The organism is Massilia sp. PWRC2 (assembly GCF_049896725.1).
GTDB lineage: Bacteria > Pseudomonadota > Gammaproteobacteria > Burkholderiales > Burkholderiaceae_D > JAFCUW01.
This window is the reverse complement of sequence record NZ_JAFCUW010000001.1, coordinates 592,409-612,697: the sequence shown is the minus strand read 5'-3', so window position 1 is coordinate 612,697 and position 20,289 is coordinate 592,409. Positions and strand designations below refer to the sequence as shown.

Here is a 20,289-nt window from a genome sequence, read left to right as displayed (position 1 = left end):
CACATGGCGGACGTGCTTGCTTAGCCGAGCAGGTCTTCGACATCGAGGATGCGCTGTGCCAGCTCGGCCAGTTTCATTTTCTTGTTCATCGCCATGCTGCGCAGCCGCTGGTAGGCCGCATCTTCCGCGATGCCGTGGTGGCGCATCAGCATGCCCTTGGCCCGTTCGATGACCTTGCGGTCGGCCAGTCCCTGCCTGGCGTCGGCCAGTTCGCCGCGGATTTTTTCTTCCTGGCGAAAGCGCGCCAGCGCCACATTGAGCACCGGTTCGAGCCGCTCGGCCTGCAGGCCGGCGACGATGTACGCCGACACGCCCGCCGCCATCGCCGCGTCCATCGAGGCCGGCGCCGCATCGTCGGTAAACAGCACGATGGGGCGGCGGCCGTGCTGGCTGCTCACCACCACGTGTTCGAGCACGTCGCGGGCGTCGGAATCGGCATCGATGATGATCAGGTCGGGCTGCAGCTGGGCTATGCGCTCGGGCAAGTACATGTCGGCCGGCAGCGAGGCGACCAGGTCGTAACCGGCTTCGAGCAGGCCAATGCGCAAGGTATTGGCGCGCCGCGACTGCTCGGCCAGGGCCGCCGCATCATATTGGTGCGGGTCGGCCACCGTGGTGGCGACGACGATGCGCAGGGGTGGGGCAGCAGGCGGTGTGTTGCGATTCATGCGATAGTTGCAAGCAAGAATCGTGCCGCGGCGGAGCCGGTCAGCCGAGACCGGCGATGCGGGCGTTGCGTTCCCGTTCGAGCCGCGTGATGTAGCGCTGCACGGCGGCGGCACTGGCGCGCGACATGTCGAGGAACTGGCAGCCGAGACGGCGGTTGGCCTTGTTGTTGAGCAGCGTCATGTCGATCGAGTTGCGCACCTGCAAGGTGGTACTGACCATGCCGATCTCGGGTAAATCAATACGACAATTTTCATAATTCTTGCCGATGGTGTTGCCGAGCACGAATTTGTTATCGAATACGCACACGCCGCCACAGCTGATGTCGGACAGCGGCAGCACCACGCTGCCGCCGCCGTGCTCGTCAAGGATGGGGATGGTCACCCGCAGCGGATTGCTAACGGGCGTATTCATGCGGTAAAACTCGCGCCGCTGCAGGCGCACCATGGCGGGCGGCAAGTCCAGTTCGAGGGCCGGGCCGTTGCCGAAGATGGTGTCGCGCACCTGGTCGGTGGCGAACAGGATGCGGATCTTGTCGAGCGACGTCTCAAACGAGACGCGGCGGGCCTGGACGATCCGTCCGTTCTGTTCGGCGTTGATGGAACGGTCGAGAATGAGTTTGCCGCCGTCGGCGTCGACTTGCAGGATGGTGGTGACGCAGACGTCATTTTCACCTTGCACCAGGACGCGGATCAGCTGATTTTTTTCGGCGATGGCGCGCAGCAGGGCAATGACTTCGCGGCGCGAACCGACTTCAAAATCATGCCAGTTTTCAAGACCAAATTCGTTCGAGGCGTCCATTGCGTCCATGCGGGAAAATAATGCGGTCAATCGGTAGCGCCCGCCAAAGCTGGCGGCGCCGGCAGCGGGTCGCCACGGCCTTGCGCTGAATCAACATGATATAACCAGGCCAGCAGTTCTGCAATCGCCCGGTACAGCGCCGGCGGGATTTGCCGGTCGAGGTCGACATCCATTAACAGCGCCACCAGTTCTTTCGATTCGTGGACGAACACGCCGGCGGCCTGGGCGCGCTCGATGATCTGCGCCGCCACCACGCCCTTGCCCTTGGCGACCACCTTGGGCGCCCCTTCGCCTTCCAGGTAGGCGAGAGCGACCGCGCTCTGGCGGGCCTTGGCGTCGTCAGTCATTGGCAGTGGCATCGGCAGCGGCGTTGTCGTCGGCGCCGATGCTCAGTGACGACAAGGGTGCGCCGGCGGCATCGAGCGCGTTCGACAGGCCGGGCGCGTGCGCCTGCAGGGCGGCGCCGGCAGTGGCGCTGGTGGCCCGCACTTGCAGGTGCAGCTGCTCGCCCACCAGCACCAGCTGGGCGCTCACTTCACCGAGGTGGGCAAAGCGAAAGCGCAGCGCGCTGCGCCAGGCGGTCGGCGCCGCCTCGCTGGTCTGACTGCCCTGGTGCTGCGGGGCGTCGCGGCTGATGTCCCAGTGCATCGGCTGGCCTGGCAGCAACTCGCCGTGCCAGGCCAGGCGTGACTGCTCGTGGCTGCTCAATTGCAGGTTGATGAACTGGGCGGTGGCGCCATCGATGGTGGCGCCGGGGCGCGCCGGCGCGCCATCGAGCACGCGCTGCATCTGCGGCTCGCGCGCCAGCTCGGCCAGCGTGCGCTTGCCTTCGCTCCAGTCGCGCAGGTGCGACTCGTAAAACAGGCCGCTGCTGTCGATCGCATGTTTGAGTTGCCTGGCCAGCGCGGCGCCATCGGTGTCGGTGGGCGGGCGCAGCAGGATCGGTACGCTGCCAGTGACGGCGCTGGGCGCATTCGGCGTGGCCATGGCGGTGGCCAGCACGCCGCTGATCACGCGGGCGCTGGCGCTGAGGGTGGTGTCGCGACTGTCCGCTTCGAGCAGGGGCAGCTGGTGATGATCGAGCAGGGCGGCGCTGGCGCGCAGGCTGGTGGCGCTATTGGCAGCCCCGGCGGTGGTGCCGGGCGGCGCGGCGCCGCCCTCGGCCGCACCGTGCAGCAGCGCACCGGCGTCGGCTTCTGAGAGCATGGCGGCGGCGCCGAAAGCGGCGATCTGGAAGGTCGGCCGTGGTGTCAGCGAGACCAGCGTGAGCGGCACCTCGGCGCCGGGCTGGGCGCCGGCCGGCAGTTGCATGCGTGCCGGCGTGCCATTGACTTTGACGACAAAGCTGCCGTCGGCCAGCCGCGAGAGGATCTGGCCGGACAGCGACTTGCCAATCAGGGTTTGCAGCGAGCGCTCAAAGAGTTGCTGGCGCGGATCGCCAATTGCTTCGGCCGCCTGCAGCGGGCGGGCCGGGGTGACAGGCACAATGCTGGCATCGATACGCGGCAGCATGGTGGCCGGTCTCCTTACACGGCGCCGTAGGTATTGACCAGGCGGCTTTGCGAACGGGTGCTGCCGATCATGGCCGACAGGTGGGCCATCCACGGCATGGTCAGATCGCGGATCTTGCGGTCGTCGTCGAGCAGCTGGCGGATGATCTGGATCTTGGCGACCCGCTGTTCACCGCTCAGCGGCAGGTCGGCTGCCTGCTCCTTGAGTGTTTGCACGTGGGCGGCGCAGCGCCGTTCGAGGGCGGCCAGCTGGTCCCAGTCGCTGGCGCTGGCGGCGGCCAGCATTTGCGCGGTCAGCTCTTGCATCGATTCGTAGGTGGACAGTACCTGTTGCGTCGTCATCGTCATAAAAAGCCTTGCGCCTTACGCCTTGATCGTGCTGGTTGAACGGGGTGCCGCGTTGCCGTAGCCGCTGACGGCGGCGGCGCTGGCTGTGGCGGGCGCGGCCATCTGGCCGAGCGCACTGGCGGCCTTCTGGGCGGCGGCCGGATCGATGCCGTCCCATGCCTGCTTCAGTTCGACCAGCAGGCGCTGCACTTCTTCCAGCATGGCCGGGTCATTTTTCAGGTTGCCCATCAACAGGCGGCTGCTCATGTACTCGTACAGCGAATCGAGGCTGACGGCGATGCTGCCGCCGGCATTCTGGTCGAGGCTGGCGCGCAAGCCCTCGTCGATGATGCTGATCGCTTGCGAGATCGATTTCCCCTTGGCTGCGACATTGCCCGCTTTCATGTGCACGAGGGCGGTCGACAGCGCCACCAGGGCGCCGTCGAACAGCATGGCGATCAATTTGTGGGGGCTGGCGGCCATCACGCCCGTTTCGACGCCTACCTTGGCGTAAGCATGGGCCCCGCTGCGCTGTGATCCAAACATGTGGTGATCCTTTTCTCTTTAAGCTTTGGCGATGGCAGCGAGCTGCTGGGTCAGATAAGTACTGGTGGTGGTCATGCTGGCCATCGCCGAGTCGAGCGCGCTGAACTGGGCGCGGTAGCGCTTTTCCACATCGGCCAGGCGGCTGGTGATGGTGGCGCGCTGCTTTTCCAGATCCTTGATGGTGCTGTTAAAACTGTTGGTGTGCGATGGCAGGGTGCCGACCGGGCTGAGGATGCGGCCCAGGGTGACGTCCATCTGTGCACCAAAACCACGGTTGCCGTTGCTGGTGGCAAACAGGGCGGAAAAATTCTTGGTGGGATCGGCCAGCGCCTTGTCGAGCTTGGTCGAATCGATGGCGATGCTGCCGTCGCGCTGGGTGGTGATGCCGATATCGGGCAGGGTGGCGGCACCGGCGGCGGCACCGGCGACGGCGCTGCCCATCAGTGCGCGCAACTGGGTCTGTACGGTGCGCACGGTGCCGTCGCCGGTCAGTACCGCGCCCTTGCCGGTGGTGACGTCGTAGGCGGTCAGGGCGGCCATCGAGGTGGTGGCGTCGTTGTAGGCCTTGACGAACGCCTCGATGTTGGTCTTGACGGTGGCAGTGTCCTTGGCCAGCGTCAGATTGGTGGTAACGCCGGTCGGCGTGGTCTTGGTCAGGGTCAGGGTGACGCCTTCGATGGCGTCGCTGATGGTGTTCGACGGCTTGGTGATGAGTACATTGTCGACCTTGATGACGGCGTCCTGGGCTTTGACCGATTGCGTCATTTCGCTGCTGGCGCTGCCATCGTAGGCAAACGCGCCCAGTGCCGGGTCGGCAGTGATGCGCATGGCGTTCTTGGCGCCCGTGCTGGTCGAGGCCAGCGACAGGAAATTGCCGCTGCCATCGTTGATGATACTGGCGGTCACGCCCGAGTTGGCGCCGTTGATGGCGTCCCTGATGCCGGCCAGCGTGTTATGGGCCGCATCAATGGTAATGGTTTTGCTGCCGTTGGCAGGATCGGCCGTGAAGTTGTTGCTGGCGTCGTAGCTGCCGAAGTCAAACGTGATGTTGCCGGTGCCGACGACGTCGCTGGTATTGGTGTAAGAAACCGAGGTCTTGAGTTTCTGCTGTTGTGCCAGGCTCTGCACTTCGATCGCATAGTTGCCGGTGGCAGTGCCGCCGGCGGCGCTGGCCGACAGCACGGTGGCATCGGCGACGCTGGTCTTGACGGGCGACACCAGTGCCGGCGTGGCCAGCGCACGCGCTGCCGTCTGCAGGGTTGCCAGCGTGCTCTTCATGGTGCCGAAGGCGGTCAGTTTGGCCGTCAGCGCCGCTTCCTTGGTGTCGATGGCGTTAATCGGCGCGCGCTCGACCGCCATCAACTGGCTGACCAGACTTTCGACGGGCAGACCGGAACCGATTCCAGATGAACTGATTGTTGCCATATTATTTTCTCCAGCAAGCACTATAGCGCGCCATGGGCGCCGTCAAATGGCCCGAAAGAGGGGCAATTAGGGGCCTATTCCCCTTCACGTCGCGGCGTGCGCGCGCGTCGGGCATCGGGGCAGCACGACCGCCTAGGCTTCGTGCTTGATCAGCATGCCTTTGGCGCGGTCCAGGCCCTTGGCGATCTGCAGTGCTTCGACCGACGGCATCTGCCGCAGCACTTCGCGGGTTTCCTGGTCGACCACTTTGACCACCAGGCGCTTGCTGTCTTCGTCGATGGAAAACTCGACCCCCTGGCCATTTGCCTGCAGCGACTTGTTGATATGTTTGACGGCTTCGTCGAGCGCATCGACGGCGCCGGCCGGGCGCGCGGCGGCAACGGTGGCGCTGGCGTCGGCGCTGCTGACGCTGGCCGGTGCGGGCGCGGCCGGCGTGCCGGCAGGCGACTGTCTGGCGGCGGCTGCGGTGCGGGCGGCGCCAGCGTCGCGCTCGGGCGGCGCGGCAGCAGGTGAACTGGAAACTGAACGTATGTCCATGAGAAACTCCCAAAAATACCTGGGTTTGAAAGGCAAAAAGACCCCACCGGTTGACACCGGCGGGGTCGCCTGCTACATCATGCCTGGCGGGAAATTAACCGCGCAGCAGCGACAACACGCCGTTTGGCAGCGAGTTGGCCTGGGCCAACATCGCGGTACCTGCCTGCTGCAGGATCTGGCCGCGGGTCAGGCTGGCCGTTTCCGAAGCGAAGTCAGCATCCTGAATCCGGCTGCGCGAAGCCGACAGGTTTTCCGTGGTCGACTGCAAGTTCGAGACCACCGCGGTGAAACGGTTCTGGTAAGCACCCAGAGCAGCTTTCGACGAGTTGACCGAGCTGAGGGCAGCGTCGATGGTGGCCAGTGCCGCGGTGGCGCCGGAGGCGGTGCTGACGTCGACCGAGCTGACCGAGTTGCTCGAAGTCGTGCTAGCTGCCTTCAAGCCGGTGTAAGCATGCAGGCCGGCGTTGGCGTCGGCTTTACCGCCGACCACGATACCGTTGACATTCGAGCTCTGCAACGTCACCGTGCTGGTGACCACGGCGGCGGTGATGCCGATGGCGGCTGCCGAAGTACCGCCGCCACTGCCGTTTTCCAGGTTAATGTCACGGCCGTCAGCGGCGTTCAGCGAGACTGCACCGGTGATCGAGTTGGCAGTGGCGGTCACGCCGGTTTTGCCGCTCAGCAGATTGATGGCAGCTGCTGCATTGGCGCCCTGGCCGGATGCGGTGCCGCTGGTGGCAATGGCGCCGATGTCGACACCGTTGATCTTGAAGGCGCCGGCGGCGTAGGCACCGACCGTCGGTGCGGTTGCCGAGCTGACGGTGCCAGCGACCGTGGCGACCACGCCGGCGGCGGCCACTGAAGCGATGTTACCGGCAGTGGCGGCTGGGTCGATCATCTTGACCGTGATGGCGTTACCATCGAGCGATTGCAGCTGCACTGCGCCGGTGCTGTCGACGGTGGCGCGCACATTGGTCTGGGCCGATACCTTGTTGATCGCTTCGGCGGTGTTGGCGCCCTGGGCAATCACTGCGGTCGGGCCGCCGGCCACGGGTGGAACGGCGGTCAAGTTGGCCTGCACGCCGGCGTCGATGGCGCCAATGGCGACACCGTTGACGCTGAAGGTATTGGCGGCGACGGCAGCGGCGGCGGTCGGCACCGTCGAGGCGCTCTTGATCGAGTTGGCAATGGTGGTGTTGGCGGTGGCGGTGACGCCGGACTTGCCAGCAACCGCATTGATCGCCTGGGCAACAGCGTAGGCCGAATCGGTGGTTTGACCAGCCTGGCCGCCGGCGGTGGTGGAACCGACCTGGGTGCCATTGAGGGTCAGGTCGCCGGCGGTCAAGCCACCCGAGACATTGCCCGAGGTCAGGCTCGAAGCGCCCGACAGGCCGGTGCCCAGGGTGGTCGTTTGCAGGTTGGCGATCTTGTCGATCTGGATGCGGTCATTCGAGGTGGCGTTGGCGCCGACCTGGAAGCTCTGGGCGGTGAACGAACCGTCCAGCAAATTGAGACCGTTGAAGCTGGTCGACTTGGCGACGCGGTCGATTTCGTCTTTCAGCTGACCGACTTCCGACTGGATCGAAGCACGATCGGCGTCCGAGTTCGAACCGTTGGCCGATTGCACGGCCAGGTCACGCATACGTTGCAACAGATCGGTAGCCGAATTGAGGCCACCCTCAGCGGTCTGCGCCAGCGAGATGCCGTCATTGGCGTTACGGGCTGCAACGGTGTTGCCGCTGATCTGCGACGTCATGCGGCTAGCGATCGACATCCCTGCTGCGTCGTCCTTGGCGCTGTTGATGCGCAGGCCGGTCGACAGACGCTGCAACGACGTTGCCAGACCCGACTGCGAAGCCGACAGGTTGCGTTGTGCGTTGAGCGAGGAAATGTTGGTATTGATATACGATGCCATGGTAATTCTCCAAAACTGGTAATACGGGGTGGGCTACGTGCCGCTGCTTACCTTGGTGTGTCGCGCTGTTCCGTGACATTCACACCGTGGTTGAATCTGGTAACGGAGGGTGCGACTGATTCTTTAGAGCAAATATCGACAATAAAATCAGCGACTTGCCCTACAGTTCTCGCTTGAAGCGCGCTTAAACGACCGCGCTCGACCGATCTTTAGGGTGAAAATAAATTTATTTTGAATTATTAGCATGCTCAATAAGGCCACTTTGCTGATCAAAGTGGCATCAGAATCGGTGGCACAATGAAAAAAAGGGCGCCTGCCGGCGCCCCCCCTGTTGGCTCAAATGGCTGGAAACGCGCCTTACTCGGCGATCATGACGCGGTTCTTGCCCGCCTTCTTGGCTGCGTACATGGCCTTGTCGGCGCGACCGATCAGCGCTTCCTGGCTTTCATCGGGCTGGCGCAGCGCCACCCCGGCCGAAAAGGTGATCAGCAGCTTGTCGTTCTGGTGCAGGAAGAAATGCTTGGTCAGCTCGCGCTGCAGCCGCGTCATGGTTTGCGAGGCCGCTTCCAGGCTCGTCTCCGGCAACAGGATGACGAATTCTTCGCCGCCGAAGCGGGCGATGACGTCCATCGAGCGCAACTCTTCCTTGACGATTTTGACCAGGTGGCGCAGGGCGCCGTCGCCGGCCTGGTGGCCGTGGGTGTCGTTGAGGCGCTTGAAATCGTCGAGGTCGAGCAGGGCCACGCACAGCGGCGTGCCGCGGCGGTCGGCGCGCGCGGTTTCGCGCTCAAACACATCGTCGAGGCCGCGACGATTCAGGCTGCCGGTGAGCTGGTCTTCACGCACCAGTTCGCTTAGCTGGCGCAATTCGGCTTCCAGTTGCGAAATCTTGGTTTCGGCGTCCTGCACTTCCTGGCGCGCTTCGAGCATGCGGTCGCGCGATTTGAGGGCCTCGGTCTGCACCACGCGGGTTTCACGCAGCACCTCGGCGACGACGTCGTTGAGGTCGGCGATATTGTCGGCATTGCTGATGCGCTCAGTAAAGCCGCCGATTTTTTCGTGGAAATCGCCGGTCGACGCCGCCACCGATCCGAGCCGGTCGATAAAGGTCATCATCATGTTCTTGACGGTAACCTTGACGTCCGCCAGGCTGTGCTTGAGTTTGCTCTGCTTGTAGATGACGTCTTTCAGACTGCGGGTGGCGTCTTCCAGCGCGCGCTGGTCCATCGGCCCGCCGATCAAGTCTTGCACGGCATCGATCTGGCCGCGCAGCCAGCTGTCGTCGTCGAGCAGGCCGCTGACGTTTTCCAGCAGCAGTTTAAATAAGCGTAGCAACAGTTCTTGCTGCTCGGCGACGTCGCCGCTGCGAATTTCAATCTGGTAGCACAACTGCTTGAGGCGGCCGGCGATTTCATTGAGGGCTTCGTTCGAATAGCCCGTCTTGACGGCGCTGCCGAGTGCTTCGGCTTCGCTGACCAGGGTCGGATTGCCGGTCAGCAGCGAGGCGACGGCGAAGGTCAGGGTGCGGCTGAGCAAATCGCGCAACTGTTTCGACTCGCCGCCCTCGAGCGGCCCGGTGAGATCGAAGGCGCCCGGCTTCTTGGTGCTTTTTTCCACCAGCTGCGACAGGCTGCGGGCGTAGCCTTTCCAGTCGCGGGCGGCGACAGCGCGGTTGAAGCGGCGGCCGAAATCGGCCAGTTCGCCGGGACTGTCGCTCAATTTACTGGCGAACTCGGCCAGCATGCGCTCGGCAGCCGGGCTGTCGGTCGGCGCCGCGGCGACCGCCGGCGCTGGCGCCACCGCCGGCACATTTGGCACATTCGGCACCCCCGCTACCTCGTTATAAATCTCCCGATAATTGTCTGGCGTCGGTGCGATGCGGCGGGTGGCCAGGCGGCGGAATGCTTCGCGGGCGAAGTCAGCCGGATTCTGGCCGGGAGCAGGGGGTTTGGCGGGGGGCTGGGACATGAAATTGGCTGGGGACAGTCACTGTCAAAGTACGGGAGCCGTTGTAGCAGGCAATTTAGCTATGGTAATGCAGATCGAATAATTTATATCACGCAAACAGAAAGGGAAAACAGTGTGTCTTCGCGCACATGCTTATTGGCGATTTACTCAACCAGCTGGTTCTTGATGGCGTAATGGGTCAGTTCAGCGCTGTTTTTCAGTTTCATTTTGAGTAACAGGCGGGCGCGGTATTCGCTGATGGTTTTGACCGAGAGGCGCAGTTCTTCGGCGATCGCCGTCACCGTTTTGCCCGAGGCAATCATGGTGAGCGTCTGGTATTCGCGGTCCGACAGCATTTCGTGGGGGGCGCCGGCATGGTCGTCACCGAGCTGGGCCGCCAGTTCCTGCGCCAGCGCGGCGCTGACGTATTTCTGGCCGGCGGCCACCAGGCGAATCGCATCGACCAGCTCGCGCGGCGCGCTCTGCTTGGTCAGGTAGCCGGCCGCACCGGCCTTGAGCGAACGGATGGCGTACTGGTCTTCGCGGTGCATCGACAGCATCAGCACGGCCAGCTCGGGCTGCTCCTTGCGCACCTGCTTGAGCACATCGATGCCGTTGCGGTCGGGCAGGGAAATGTCGAGCAGCATGACGTGGCACTTCGATTTGCGAAACAGTTTGATGGCATCGAGGCCGTTTTCCGCTTCGCCGGCGACGATGATGTCGCGCGACTCGGCCAGGATCTGTTTGAGGCCCTCGCGGACGATCGCATGGTCGTCGGCGATGAAGACGCGGATGGTGGCTTTGTCAGTCATGGTGCAGGGGAGCTCAGCTCGATCTTGATGGCCACCATGGTGCCACCTCCGGGCGCGCGCGACAAGGTCATTGTGCCGCCCAGCGCGCGCGCGCGCTCGCTCATGCTGCGCAGGCCGAACGAGCCCGCTTTTTCGCGGTCGGCCGCAGCGACGCCGTCGCCCCTGCCGTTATCGATGATGTCGAGCGAGAGCGTGGTGCCGGCCAGCGCCAGCGTGATGTCGACGCGGCTGGCATGGGCATGCTTGGCGATATTCGTCAGCGCTTCCTGGAAAATACGAAATAACGCGATGGCGTGGTCGGGCGAGAGGGCGATGTCGACTTCGCCCGTGTCCACGTGGCAGACGATGCCGACCTGTTTTTCGAACTCCTTGACCTGCCATTCGAGCGCGGCGACGATGCCGAAATCGAGCATGGGCGGGCGCAGGTCGAGTGAAATGCGGTGCACCGCCTCGATGGTGCGGTCGACCAGGCTGTCAACGTAACTGGTTTTTTCCAGCAACAGCGGCTGATCCGGTGGCAGGCGCCGCGCCAGCATGGCAATGGCCATTTTGATGGCGGTCAGGTTGCCGCCCAGGTCATCGTGGATTTCGCGGGCGATGCGGGTGCGCTCCTGTTCCTTGACGGCTTCGATATGGGCGGTCAGTTCAGCGAGCGCCGCGCGCGAATCGCTCGCTTCGTGCTGGGCGTGCTTGCCGGCGCTAATATTGGTCATGATGCCTTCCCACTGCACCGCGCCGCCACCATAGCCGGTGTCGAGCGCGCACGGGGTCGAGCGCAGGTTGATCCATTTGATGTCGTTGAAGGCAGCGACCCAGATGCGCCCTTCCCAGTTCCACGGAGAAAGGGCGGCGGCCGATGCCCGCATCGAGGCCTGATAGGCGGCGCGGTCGTCGGCCAGGATCAGCGCCAGAAAACGCTCGGGCTCGCGCTCGAGCACGGCCGCTGTGACGCCCAGCAAGGCTTCGCAGCCTTCACTCAGATAGGGGAAATGGACGGCGCCGTCGGCCTCGAGGACGAACTGGTAGACCAGGCCGGGCAGGTGGCTGACGACGGCATTGAAGCGCGCTTCATAATCGATGGGCAAGATGTCAGTCATGTTGATTGATAATTGTTCAAGACAATACCAGCTAAGTCGATCTGTTCAGCGACTGCGCGCGCGAAAAATTGCCTGGAAGCGTCGCAGCAGGCGCGCCGGGCGGCTGGCGCCGTGGCCGCCGCGCCAGCGCAGGCGTCGACCAACGCGCCGCAGCGCCGAGCGCAGCTGCTGCGACATCAGGCCGGCGCGCCGGTAAAAGCCGGTCTGGCGCAGGCGCCGCAGCCAGTTGTCCCGGATCACGATAAAGCGTGCGTGCCAGCGGGCAAACCACAGCAGGGTCAACAGGGTCGGCAGGGTCAGGCAATACACCCGCGCCACCAGCGCCGCGCCGCCGACCTTGGTGACGACGAACACGGCGACCCCGCAGACCGGGTAGCCGGCACCGATGGCAAACAGCGCCAGCAGCTTGACCGGTAGCAGCAGCACGCCCGGCAAAACGAACAGGCACAGCGCCGGATACGGCGCCAGCGCGGCGATCTGGCGGTCGATCTGTTTGAACGGCGGCCACGAGGCCACCGTGCGCACCAGCGCCAGGCCCAGGTCCCAGCACCATTCTTCCATCAGCAGCAGCAGCGCGCCGGCCACCACCAGCGGCGAGAGCAGGCGGTTGCGCAGCGGGCGCGCACGCTTGGCAGGGGGGATTGACGGCATCGCCCGATCATACGGCAAAAGCGCACCGGCTCGCTTCACTGCTGCGCTGCCGGGCGGGGCGCTGCCGTACAATACGGTGATGAACAAAGCATTCGTAAAAGAGTCCGACGATGACGATGAAGAAGCGCTGCTGCTGTCGCGCGCGATTCCCGCCGGCGCCAAAAATTACATCACGCCGGCCGGCTACCAGCGCATCAAGGATGAGCTGCTGCAACTGATCGATGTCGAGCGGCCCGAGGTCGTCAAGGTGGTGCACTGGGCCGCCTCGAACGGCGACCGCTCGGAAAACGGTGACTATATTTATGGCAAGCGGCGGCTGCGCCAGATCGACGGCCGCATCCGTTTTTTGACCAAGCGCATGGACGCCGCCGAAGTGGTCGATCCGAGTGCCCACCATGGCAATGAACAGATTTATTTTGGCGCCACCGTGCTGTACCAGAACGGCGCCGGCGAGCAGCACAGCGTCACCATTGTCGGCATCGACGAACTCGATCCCCTGAAGGGCAAGATCAGCTGGGTGTCGCCGGTGGCGCGGGCGCTGACCAAGGCGCGCGAGGGCGACCTGGTGACCCTGCAGACGCCGCTGGGTCCGGAAGAGCTCGAAGTGCTGGCCGTCAGTTACCCGGCGCCGGCGCCGGATTGATCGTCGGGCGGCTGCGACCGCGCCTTGCGTTGGCGCGCGGCGCGGCGCCGCAGCAGGGGCAGCAGGGGCAATACAAAGGCGATCAGCAGCGGCAAGCCGAGCACCACCAGCGCTGTCATATTCATGTGAAGCCGTCGCAAGTCCTGGAAACGTTGAGTATATTTCACATTTTCCATTAAGAAACTATTCAATTATCACAACTGTGGCGTACTTGCATCGTGCAGGCTGCTAAGATGATCGTATTGTCGTTTTTGCCCGCCCCATGACTGTACTTGATCCCATCGCCGTTTTGCGCCAGGCCACCAGCGCCCAGCACGCTATTCTTGATAGCGGCTTGCCACTGGCCCAGCCCGAGGCCGGGCTGCCGGCGTATATTGCGCACCTGCGCATGCTGGCGCGCTGGTTGCGGCCGATCGACGCCTGGCTGGCCGGTTTCAGCGATGGTCCGCAAGCCTGCGCCGGCTTGCCGGCAATTGACCGGTTGGCGCGCATCGATGCCGATCTGGCGGCGGCCGATGCCGGCGAGGCGGACGAACTGGCCGACCCGCCGTGGCCGCTCGCAGCCAGCGCCGCTTACCGCTGGGGCGTCGCTTATGTGGTGGAAGGTTCGCAGCTGGGCGGTGCGGTGCTGTATCAACGGCTGGCCGCGCGGCTGGCGCCCCATCCGCTCACGTATCTGAAGCCGACGGCCGACGGCCCCGGTCCGCGCTGGCGCGCCTTTGGCAGCGCCCTGCGGGCCCAGGTGCGCAGCGAGGCCGAGCTGGCCGATGCCTGTGCCGGCGCCTGCGCCGCCTTTGGTCGCATTCTGGCGCTGAGCGCGCGCTAGCAGCCTGTCGGGCTTAGAGAGTCAGAGCGAGAAAATAGCTGGGCGAGGACAGATTTTGACTATTTCGCAGTGTCAATAGCGAGCTATTGACCGAGAAAGCGACGAAATATGGCCCGTCCCAGGTATTTTTGCAGCTGACGATCCTAAGTCCGACAGGCTGCTAGGGTCGGCGCCCATGTGACGGCGGTTGACAGGCGCCTACGCTGCCTGGCTGGCAGCGGCCATCAGGCGCGCTCGCGCTCGACCCGATTGACCCCGGTCACCTGGCGCAGATTGCGGATCAGGTGCGCCAGGTGCACGCGGTCCTTGACCTGGATGGTAAAGCGCAGCTGGATCATCACGTGTTCGTCGTCTTCATCCATGCCGACATAGGTGATGTTGGCATCGGACTCGCCGATTTCGGCGGCCACCCGCGCGAGAATGCCTTTTTCGTTGTTGATCAACAGGCGGATGCGGCAATCGAAGCGGCGGTTCAGTTCGGCGCCCCACTGCACGGCGATCCAGCGGTCCGGCTCTTTCATGCGCAGCCGCTTGCCCGAGCTACAGTCGCTGGTGTGCACCACCAGGCCCTGGTCGCGGCGCAGCTGGCCGGTGATCTGGTCGCCCGGAATCGGCAGGCAACAGGGCGCCAGTTGCACCGACACCCCTTCGCTGCCGTAGATGGTGACGGGATCGAGTTCGGACGGCGTCAAGTGATGCTCGGACGGCAGCGTGCCCGATTCTTCGTCGACCAGGCCAAAAATGTGGCGTGCCACCAGCGCCGCCATGCGGTTGCCGATGCCGATTTCCGCGTACAGCTCGTCCATCGAGCGGGCCGATGATTCGTTGAGCAGCTTTTCAACGGTCGCTGGCGGCAGCTCCGGCTTGATGTTCAGGGCGCGCAGCGCCTGCGCCAGCAAGTCCTGGCCCAGCTCGACAGACTCGTTCAGGTTCACCGTGCGCAGGTGGTGGCGGATCGCCGAGCGCGCCTTGCCGGTGCGGACGAACGACAGCCAGGTGGGGCTGGGGCGCGAAGTCGAATCGGTGACGATTTCGACGATGTCGCCATTGCGCAATTCCGTGCGCAACGGCTGCACCTCGTTGTTGATCTTCACCGCCACCGTGTGGTCGCCAATCCCCGTGTGGATCGAATAGGCGAAGTCGATCGCCGTGGCACCGCGCGGCAGCGCAATGATTTTTGATTTTGGCGTGAACACATACACCGAGTCGGGGAACAGGTCGACCTTGACGTGCTCGAGAAACTCGGCCGAGTCGCCCGTCTGCTGCTGGATGTCGAGCAGCGACTGCAGCCAGCTGTGGGTGCGCTGCTGCAGTTCGGACAGGTTCGATTCGCCGTTCTTATACAGCCAGTGGGCCGCCACGCCAGACTCGGCGGTGCGGTGCATTTCCTGGGTGCGGATCTGGAACTCGACCGGCGTGCCGTAGGGGCCGATCAGGGTGGTGTGCAGCGACTGGTAGCCATTTAACTTACGGATGGCGATGTAGTCCTTGAACTTGCCCGGCATCGGCTTGTACAGCCCGTGCAGGGTACCCAGCGCCACGTAGCACTGGGCGAAATCGTCGACCACCACGCGAAAGCCATACACATCAAGTACCTGGGAAAACGACAGGTGCTTGTTGCGCATTTTTTTGTAAATGCCGTACAGGGTTTTTTCGCGGCCATACACTTCGGCCGGCAAATTCGCCGCTGCCAGGGTCGATTTGACCGATTCGAGAATTTTTTTGACCACTTCGCGGCGGTTGCCGCGCGCTGCCTTGACCGCCTTGCCCAGCACCTGGTAACGCATCGGGTGCAGGTGCGAAAACGACAGGTCCTGCAATTCGCGGTAAATATTGTTCAAGCCCAGGCGGTGGGCGATCGGCACATACACTTCCATCGTCTCGGCGGCGATGCGGCGCTTCTTGGCCGGCGCCATGTGGTCGAGCGTGCGCATGTTGTGCAGGCGGTCGGCCAGCTTGATGAGGATGACGCGCACGTCCGACGCCATCGCCAGCAGCATCTTGCGGAAATTTTCCGCCTGCGCCTCGATCAGCGTTTGAAATTCGATTTTTTCCAGCTTCGACAGGCCATCGACCAGGTTGGCGACAGGGGCGCCGAAGCGCTCGATCAATTCTTCCTTCTTGACGTCCTGGTCTTCCATGACGTCGTGCAGGAAGGCGGCCATGATGGCCTGGGCGTCGAGCTTCCATTCGGCGCAGATTTCGGCGACGGCGATCGGATGGATGATGTACGGTTCGCCCGATTTGCGTACCTGGCCCAGGTGCATTTCGTCGGAGAAGCGGTAAGCTTCTTTGACTTTCTTGAGCTCGGACGGCGTCAGGTATTCGGACAGACGGGCGACCAGGTGGGTCACCGACGCCACCACCGGTGGCGGTGTGGCAGGTGCTTCTTGCCTTGCGGCAGCGCGCGCCGCGCGCGAAGGCGACGTGGCAGGCGTGCCAGGAAGGCTCGCTTCCGGTGTGTTCAGAGTCATACGTCAGTCAATCAGCCGCTGTGAATGAACAGAATACCAGAACGGCGCTTGACACATCGCAGGACGACTCACCGGCAGCGGCTGATTACATTGGGACTTTTTTGAGCATCTCGATGCCGACCTTGCCGGCGGCGATTTCACGCAGCGCTACCACGGTTGGCTTGTCCTTGGCATCGACCTTTGGGGTATGGCCTTGCAACAGCTGGCGGGCGCGGTAGGTGGCGGCCAGGGTCAGCTGAAAACGGTTAGGGATACTCTTCAGACAATCTTCAATGGTAATACGTGCCATGATTACTCCAGGGTGTGTGGGTGAGGCCGGCCAGGGCAGATGCGACGTGAAGGCTGACGACGTTAGGCGGACGACCTTCAGGCCGGTTAAGGCTGCAACGGATGGATGCCCAGTTGGGCAAACAACGCGGCGTTGCGTGCGGCTTGTTGGGGAAACCGCGCTCGTGTCGCTTTGACAATCGCGCTCATCTCCGACAACGCGACATTGAACTCTTCGTTGATAATAACATAGTCGAAGTCCGGGGCGTGAGCGATCTCGCCGCCAGCGGCCAGCAGGCGCTTGGTAATCACGTGCGGTTCGTCCTGGCCGCGCTTGTAGAGGCGCTGTTCCAGCGCCGCAATCGAGGGTGGCACGATAAAAATCCCGACTGCGCTGGGAAACTGCTTGCGCACCTGGCGCGCGCCCTGCCAGTCAATTTCCAGCAACACGTCGGTGCCTGCTTTCATCACCTGTTCGACCAGCACGCGCGACGTCCCATAGTAATTGCCGTGCACTTCGGCCCACTCGAGAAATTCGCCCGCGTCGGCGCGCGCGATAAAATCGTCGGCGTTGGTGAAGTGGTATTCACGGCCATGTTCTTCGCCCGGGCGCGGCTGCCGCGTGGTGGTCGAGATCGACAAGCGGATCGCCGGCTCCTGCTTGAGCAGGGCATTGACCAGGGTCGACTTGCCGGCGCCGGACGGGGCGGCGACGATGAACAGGCTGCCGGCAAAGGAGGTGGATGAGTGCATGGGGAGTCCTTATAAGACGGTCGGGCGGGGAGGGGCAGCTGGTGCCGTAGTGCGATAGTCGATAGTGCGGCGGCCAACGGTGGCGGACGCATTGTCCGCCGGCCCGTCTGCCGTTTCGTTCATCCCTTACTCGAGGTTTTGTACCTGCTCGCGCATCTGCTCGATCAGCAGTTTGAGTTCCATCGAAGCGTCCGCCAGTTCTTTCACCGACGCCTTGGCGCCCAAGGTATTGGCTTCGCGATTGAGTTCCTGCATCATGAAGTCGAGCCGTTTGCCCACCTGGCCACCCTTTTTGAGGATGTGGCGCGTTTCATTGAGGTGGGCAGCCAGGCGCGAGAGTTCTTCCGAGACATCGATGCGGATGCCATACAACGTCACTTCCTGGCGGATCCGCTCGAACGCTTCCTGGCGCGTCAGCGTCGATGGCGTGCCGTGACCGGCCAGCCCCAGCGCATCCTGCATGCGCTCGACCGCTTTTTGCTGGAACTGGGCGATCACCTGGGGAATCAGCGGCGAAATGCGCTTGACGATGATGTCCATCGCATCGATGCGCGATTCGAGCACCGCTTGCAGGGCGGCGCCTTCGCGGCGGCGGCTGTCGACAAAGGCGGCGACGGTGCGCGCCGTCAGCGTGGCGACGTCGAGCTGCAGCGACTCCTGGCCCACTGTTGCTTCCTCGATCACACCGGGCCAGCGTAACAGTTCGGCCACCGTCATCAAGGGCGCCGACACAAAGTGCTTGCTCACTTCAGCCTGCAGGCGCGCCAGTTCGACCAGCAGCGTCTGGTTCAGCGCCTGCGAGGCGCCGGCCGTCTTGCGGCCGAACGACAGGCGCGCTTCGACCTTGCCGCGGGTGATGGCAGCCATGATGGCGGCGCGCAGGTCCGGTTCGAGCGCGCGCAACTCATCGTTGATGCGAAACTGCAGGTCGAGAAACCGCGAATTGACACTTTTGATTTCAATCGTCAACGTGCCCGCAGCGCCTTCACTGGTCGCGACGGCGTAACCTGTCATGCTAGAAATGCTCAATGGAGTCCCCGGAATTTAACTTTTCTTTACAAAGCAGTGATTTATCCACACAATCGATGTGTTTCGCAAGGGAGCTGAGATGGCTGCACAAAACAACGCCCCGCTGCCCGATGGGCTGGAAATTGCTGGATATCGCATTGTAAAGAAAATTGCGTCCGGTGGGTTCAGTATTGTTTACCTGGCTTATGACCCGGATGGCAACACCGTGGCCATCAAGGAATACCTGCCCAGCGCCCTGGCGCTGCGGCAGGCGGGCGAGCTCGTGCCCGTGATTGCCAAGGCGAATTTGCCCGTGTTTCGCATCGGCCTCAAGTGCTTTTTCGAAGAAGGCCGCGCGCTGGCCCTGATCGCCCACCCCAACGTGGTGCGGGTGCTCAATTTTTTCCGCGCCAACGAGACCGTCTACATGGTCATGGCTTACGAGTCCGGCAACTCGCTGCAGGAACACATTGCGCGCTACAACGCCAAGGGCAGCCGCATCAGCGAAACGTTTATCCGCCAGGTATTCGCCAGCGCCTGCAGCGGCTTGCGCGAAGTGCATGCCAACAAGCTGTTGCACCTCGACTTAAAGCCGGCAAACATTTATTTGCGCACCGATGGCAGCCCGCTGCTGCTCGACTTTGGCGCCGCCCGCCAGACCATCAACGCCGACGTTCCCAAGCTCACCCCCATGTACACCCCCGGCTTCGCCCCGCCCGACCTGTATTCCAGGCTGTCGGCGCTGGGGCCGTGGTCGGACATCTACAGCATCGGCGCGTCGCTGTTCGCCTGCATGGCCGGGTCGCCACCGCAGCCGGCCGACCAGCGCAAGCAGAACGACCAGATGGCGGTGCGCTTCGACAAGCTCAACGGCATCTATTCCGACGACCTGGTCAACATGGTGCGCTCGTGCCTGGAAATGGATCCGCTGGCGCGCCCGCAAAGCGTGTTCGCCGTGCAAAAGGTGCTGCAGATGCCGGTGGTGACGGCGCCGACCGCCGTGCCAGTGGCCGGCCTGGGCGACCAGTTGCGCGCCTTCGCTGGCAAAGTCGGCCTGTTCGGCCGCAAGGCCAGCGCCGCCGACACCCCGGCCGAGCGCGTCGACCCCAACTGATCACGGAGCCCACATGCAATTTTCAGTCTACCAAGAGAGCCACATCGGCGGGCGCAAGATCAACCAGGACCGCATGGGTTACAGCTTCACCCGCGATGCCCTGCTGCTGGTGCTGGCCGACGGCATGGGCGGCCACGTGCGCGGCGAAGTCGCCGCCGGCATCATGTTGCAGAGCATGTCCAACCTGTTCCAGCAACACGCCACGCCCTACGTCAAAAAGCCCGAGCGCTTCCTCGAAGACGCCTTCCTGGCCGCCCACCACGAAATCCACCAGTATGCCAAGGACAATGGCTTGCCAGAAACGCCGCGCACCACCGTGGTCGCCTGCCTGATCCAGCACAACACGGCGGTGTGGGCCCATTGTGGCGATTCGCGCCTGTACTGGATGCGCCATGGCGCCATCCTCGGTCGCACGCGCGACCATTCGCACATCGAGCACATGATCGACCGCGGCCTGGCGACGGCGGCCGAGCGCACCACCCACCCCGACCGCAACAAGCTGTACAACTGCGTCGGTGCGGCCAGCCTGCCGCGCATCGAAGTGAGCCGCCAGGTCAGCCTGCTGCCGGGCGATGTCGTGCTGCTCTGTTCGGACGGCCTGTGGGGCACCTTGCCGGATGAGGAAATCACCCACCGGCTGGCCACCCAGACCATCGTGCGGGCGATTCCCGAACTGATCGACATGGCCGTCACCGTCGCCGGTCCGAAGGGCGACAACACCACCGCGCTGGCCATCATGTGGCAGGGCAGCCTGGCCGATGCCGGCATCTCCGACGCCGGCGTCGTCATCTCCACCGAAATGCTGCCTGATAACCTGGTGAGCACCACCATCGCCGCCAGCGCCGAACTCGAAGGCAGCGATGAAATCGATGCGTTTAATGACGATGAAATCGAAAAGGCGATTGCCGAAATTCGTGGCGCCATCGAACGCTCCAACCAGGTATTAAAATAAACCGTTTAGTTTTTTTC

General features: G+C 63.5%; 22 protein-coding genes. 4 read left to right on the top strand and 18 right to left on the bottom strand.

Features of this window, described 5'->3' with window-relative positions:
- Window positions 1–20: 20 nt before the first annotated feature.
- The 13 genes from ACP7BZ_RS02725 to ACP7BZ_RS02665 all read right to left on the bottom strand — a co-directional run bounded on the left by ACP7BZ_RS02725 (window position 21) and on the right by ACP7BZ_RS02665 (window position 12,235).
- A complete protein-coding gene (locus tag ACP7BZ_RS02725; RefSeq protein WP_426110106.1) occupies window positions 21–668 on the bottom strand; it encodes an ANTAR domain-containing response regulator in 648 nt (215 codons plus the stop codon).
- A 40-nt stretch (window positions 669–708) separates the two neighbouring features.
- Window positions 709–1,476, bottom strand: coding sequence for a flagellar brake protein (locus ACP7BZ_RS02720; RefSeq protein WP_426110105.1), 768 nt, complete (start codon window positions 1,474–1,476; stop codon window positions 709–711).
- A gap of 17 nt (window positions 1,477–1,493) precedes the next feature.
- Window positions 1,494–1,814 carry an EscU/YscU/HrcU family type III secretion system export apparatus switch protein gene (locus ACP7BZ_RS02715; RefSeq protein ID WP_426110104.1) on the bottom strand — a complete coding sequence of 107 codons (321 nt, stop codon included), beginning with the start codon at window positions 1,812–1,814 and terminating at the stop codon, window positions 1,494–1,496.
- Window positions 1,807–2,979, bottom strand: coding sequence for a flagellar hook-length control protein FliK (locus tag ACP7BZ_RS02710; protein WP_426110103.1), 1,173 nt, complete (start codon window positions 2,977–2,979; stop codon window positions 1,807–1,809). The genes ACP7BZ_RS02715 and ACP7BZ_RS02710 overlap by 8 nt, the downstream gene beginning before the upstream one ends.
- Window positions 2,980–2,993: 14 nt before the next feature.
- Complete coding sequence (locus ACP7BZ_RS02705; protein ID WP_426110102.1) at window positions 2,994–3,326, bottom strand: flagellar protein FliT; 333 nt, start codon at window positions 3,324–3,326, stop codon at window positions 2,994–2,996.
- 15 nt (window positions 3,327–3,341) lie between these two features.
- Window positions 3,342–3,851: a flagellar export chaperone FliS gene (fliS, locus tag ACP7BZ_RS02700; RefSeq protein ID WP_426110101.1), complete on the bottom strand. Its 510-nt coding sequence runs from the start codon at window positions 3,849–3,851 to the stop codon at window positions 3,342–3,344.
- A gap of 18 nt (window positions 3,852–3,869) precedes the next feature.
- Window positions 3,870–5,276 carry a flagellar filament capping protein FliD gene (gene fliD / locus ACP7BZ_RS02695; RefSeq protein ID WP_426110100.1) on the bottom strand — a complete coding sequence of 469 codons (1,407 nt, stop codon included), beginning with the start codon at window positions 5,274–5,276 and terminating at the stop codon, window positions 3,870–3,872.
- A 132-nt stretch (window positions 5,277–5,408) separates the two neighbouring features.
- Complete coding sequence (locus ACP7BZ_RS02690) at window positions 5,409–5,813, bottom strand: flagellar protein FlaG (RefSeq protein ID WP_426110099.1); 405 nt, start codon at window positions 5,811–5,813, stop codon at window positions 5,409–5,411.
- A 94-nt stretch (window positions 5,814–5,907) separates the two neighbouring features.
- The gene (locus ACP7BZ_RS02685; RefSeq protein ID WP_426110098.1) at window positions 5,908–7,728 is read right to left on the bottom strand and encodes a flagellin; all 1,821 of its coding nucleotides are present in this window, start codon (window positions 7,726–7,728) and stop codon (window positions 5,908–5,910) included.
- 357 nt (window positions 7,729–8,085) lie between these two features.
- Entirely contained in the window at window positions 8,086–9,696 is a 1,611-nt protein-coding gene (locus ACP7BZ_RS02680) for a GGDEF domain-containing protein (protein ID WP_426110097.1), read from the bottom strand.
- 143 nt (window positions 9,697–9,839) lie between these two features.
- The gene (locus tag ACP7BZ_RS02675; protein ID WP_426110096.1) at window positions 9,840–10,487 is read right to left on the bottom strand and encodes a response regulator; all 648 of its coding nucleotides are present in this window, start codon (window positions 10,485–10,487) and stop codon (window positions 9,840–9,842) included.
- The gene (locus ACP7BZ_RS02670; RefSeq protein WP_426110095.1) at window positions 10,484–11,584 is read right to left on the bottom strand and encodes a histidine kinase; all 1,101 of its coding nucleotides are present in this window, start codon (window positions 11,582–11,584) and stop codon (window positions 10,484–10,486) included. Before ACP7BZ_RS02670 ends, ACP7BZ_RS02675 begins: the two co-directional genes overlap by 4 nt.
- 45 nt (window positions 11,585–11,629) lie before the next feature.
- Window positions 11,630–12,235 carry a hypothetical protein gene (locus tag ACP7BZ_RS02665; protein WP_426110094.1) on the bottom strand — a complete coding sequence of 202 codons (606 nt, stop codon included), beginning with the start codon at window positions 12,233–12,235 and terminating at the stop codon, window positions 11,630–11,632.
- Between the two features lie 79 nt (window positions 12,236–12,314).
- Between ACP7BZ_RS02665 and greB the strand changes: the two genes are divergently transcribed.
- Window positions 12,315–12,878 carry a transcription elongation factor GreB gene (greB, locus tag ACP7BZ_RS02660; RefSeq protein ID WP_426110093.1) on the top strand — a complete coding sequence of 188 codons (564 nt, stop codon included), beginning with the start codon at window positions 12,315–12,317 and terminating at the stop codon, window positions 12,876–12,878.
- Here the strand turns inward: greB and ACP7BZ_RS02655 are convergent.
- Window positions 12,854–13,003 carry a hypothetical protein gene (locus ACP7BZ_RS02655; RefSeq protein WP_426110092.1) on the bottom strand — a complete coding sequence of 50 codons (150 nt, stop codon included), beginning with the start codon at window positions 13,001–13,003 and terminating at the stop codon, window positions 12,854–12,856. The genes greB and ACP7BZ_RS02655 overlap by 25 nt on opposite strands.
- Window positions 13,004–13,140: 137 nt before the next feature.
- On the opposite strand from ACP7BZ_RS02655, the gene ACP7BZ_RS02650 reads away from it, so the two are divergent.
- Window positions 13,141–13,704 carry a biliverdin-producing heme oxygenase gene (locus ACP7BZ_RS02650; protein ID WP_426110091.1) on the top strand — a complete coding sequence of 188 codons (564 nt, stop codon included), beginning with the start codon at window positions 13,141–13,143 and terminating at the stop codon, window positions 13,702–13,704.
- A 224-nt stretch (window positions 13,705–13,928) separates the two neighbouring features.
- Here the strand turns inward: ACP7BZ_RS02650 and ACP7BZ_RS02645 are convergent, their stop codons facing one another.
- The 4 genes from ACP7BZ_RS02645 to ACP7BZ_RS02630 all read right to left on the bottom strand — a co-directional run bounded on the left by ACP7BZ_RS02645 (window position 13,929) and on the right by ACP7BZ_RS02630 (window position 18,212).
- Entirely contained in the window at window positions 13,929–16,178 is a 2,250-nt protein-coding gene (locus ACP7BZ_RS02645; RefSeq protein ID WP_426110090.1) for a RelA/SpoT family protein, read from the bottom strand.
- An 85-nt stretch (window positions 16,179–16,263) separates the two neighbouring features.
- Entirely contained in the window at window positions 16,264–16,467 is a 204-nt protein-coding gene (gene rpoZ, locus ACP7BZ_RS02640; RefSeq protein ID WP_295997292.1) for a DNA-directed RNA polymerase subunit omega, read from the bottom strand.
- An 86-nt stretch (window positions 16,468–16,553) separates the two neighbouring features.
- Window positions 16,554–17,198: a guanylate kinase gene (gene gmk, locus ACP7BZ_RS02635; RefSeq protein WP_426110089.1), complete on the bottom strand. Its 645-nt coding sequence runs from the start codon at window positions 17,196–17,198 to the stop codon at window positions 16,554–16,556.
- Window positions 17,199–17,324: 126 nt separating this feature from the next.
- On the bottom strand, window positions 17,325–18,212 hold the full coding sequence (locus ACP7BZ_RS02630) for a YicC/YloC family endoribonuclease (RefSeq protein WP_426110518.1): 888 nt from the start codon (window positions 18,210–18,212) through the stop codon (window positions 17,325–17,327).
- A gap of 94 nt (window positions 18,213–18,306) precedes the next feature.
- On the opposite strand from ACP7BZ_RS02630, the gene ACP7BZ_RS02625 reads away from it, so the two are divergent.
- Together ACP7BZ_RS02625 and ACP7BZ_RS02620 are read left to right on the top strand one after the other, a co-directional pair.
- Window positions 18,307–19,320 (top strand): serine/threonine protein kinase, encoded by a 1,014-nt coding sequence (locus ACP7BZ_RS02625; protein WP_426110088.1) that lies wholly within the window; start codon window positions 18,307–18,309, stop codon window positions 19,318–19,320.
- A 13-nt stretch (window positions 19,321–19,333) separates the two neighbouring features.
- Window positions 19,334–20,272: a PP2C family protein-serine/threonine phosphatase gene (locus ACP7BZ_RS02620; protein ID WP_426110087.1), complete on the top strand. Its 939-nt coding sequence runs from the start codon at window positions 19,334–19,336 to the stop codon at window positions 20,270–20,272.
- The last annotated feature ends 17 nt before the right edge of the window (window positions 20,273–20,289 follow it).

What these genes read in the sequence shown, in the direction of transcription:
- ACP7BZ_RS02725 (WP_426110106.1), bottom strand. Translation starts at nt 668, where the DNA reads ATGAATCGCAACACACCGCCTGCTGCCCCACCCCTGCGCATCGTCGTC.
- ACP7BZ_RS02720 (WP_426110105.1), bottom strand. Translation starts at nt 1,476, where the DNA reads ATGGACGCAATGGACGCCTCGAACGAATTTGGTCTTGAAAACTGGCAT.
- ACP7BZ_RS02715 (WP_426110104.1), bottom strand. Translation starts at nt 1,814, where the DNA reads ATGACTGACGACGCCAAGGCCCGCCAGAGCGCGGTCGCTCTCGCCTAC.
- ACP7BZ_RS02710 (WP_426110103.1), bottom strand. Translation starts at nt 2,979, where the DNA reads ATGCTGCCGCGTATCGATGCCAGCATTGTGCCTGTCACCCCGGCCCGC.
- ACP7BZ_RS02705 (WP_426110102.1), bottom strand. Translation starts at nt 3,326, where the DNA reads ATGACGATGACGACGCAACAGGTACTGTCCACCTACGAATCGATGCAA.
- fliS (WP_426110101.1), bottom strand. Translation starts at nt 3,851, where the DNA reads ATGTTTGGATCACAGCGCAGCGGGGCCCATGCTTACGCCAAGGTAGGC.
- fliD (WP_426110100.1), bottom strand. Translation starts at nt 5,276, where the DNA reads ATGGCAACAATCAGTTCATCTGGAATCGGTTCCGGTCTGCCCGTCGAA.
- ACP7BZ_RS02690 (WP_426110099.1), bottom strand. Translation starts at nt 5,813, where the DNA reads ATGGACATACGTTCAGTTTCCAGTTCACCTGCTGCCGCGCCGCCCGAG.
- ACP7BZ_RS02685 (WP_426110098.1), bottom strand. Translation starts at nt 7,728, where the DNA reads ATGGCATCGTATATCAATACCAACATTTCCTCGCTCAACGCACAACGC.
- ACP7BZ_RS02680 (WP_426110097.1), bottom strand. Translation starts at nt 9,696, where the DNA reads ATGTCCCAGCCCCCCGCCAAACCCCCTGCTCCCGGCCAGAATCCGGCT.
- ACP7BZ_RS02675 (WP_426110096.1), bottom strand. Translation starts at nt 10,487, where the DNA reads ATGACTGACAAAGCCACCATCCGCGTCTTCATCGCCGACGACCATGCG.
- ACP7BZ_RS02670 (WP_426110095.1), bottom strand. Translation starts at nt 11,584, where the DNA reads ATGACTGACATCTTGCCCATCGATTATGAAGCGCGCTTCAATGCCGTC.
- ACP7BZ_RS02665 (WP_426110094.1), bottom strand. Translation starts at nt 12,235, where the DNA reads ATGCCGTCAATCCCCCCTGCCAAGCGTGCGCGCCCGCTGCGCAACCGC.
- greB (WP_426110093.1), top strand. Translation starts at nt 12,315, where the DNA reads ATGAACAAAGCATTCGTAAAAGAGTCCGACGATGACGATGAAGAAGCG.
- ACP7BZ_RS02655 (WP_426110092.1), bottom strand. Translation starts at nt 13,003, where the DNA reads ATGAATATGACAGCGCTGGTGGTGCTCGGCTTGCCGCTGCTGATCGCC.
- ACP7BZ_RS02650 (WP_426110091.1), top strand. Translation starts at nt 13,141, where the DNA reads ATGACTGTACTTGATCCCATCGCCGTTTTGCGCCAGGCCACCAGCGCC.
- ACP7BZ_RS02645 (WP_426110090.1), bottom strand. Translation starts at nt 16,178, where the DNA reads ATGACTCTGAACACACCGGAAGCGAGCCTTCCTGGCACGCCTGCCACG.
- rpoZ (WP_295997292.1), bottom strand. Translation starts at nt 16,467, where the DNA reads ATGGCACGTATTACCATTGAAGATTGTCTGAAGAGTATCCCTAACCGT.
- gmk (WP_426110089.1), bottom strand. Translation starts at nt 17,198, where the DNA reads ATGCACTCATCCACCTCCTTTGCCGGCAGCCTGTTCATCGTCGCCGCC.
- ACP7BZ_RS02630 (WP_426110518.1), bottom strand. Translation starts at nt 18,212, where the DNA reads ATGACAGGTTACGCCGTCGCGACCAGTGAAGGCGCTGCGGGCACGTTG.
- ACP7BZ_RS02625 (WP_426110088.1), top strand. Translation starts at nt 18,307, where the DNA reads ATGGCTGCACAAAACAACGCCCCGCTGCCCGATGGGCTGGAAATTGCT.
- ACP7BZ_RS02620 (WP_426110087.1), top strand. Translation starts at nt 19,334, where the DNA reads ATGCAATTTTCAGTCTACCAAGAGAGCCACATCGGCGGGCGCAAGATC.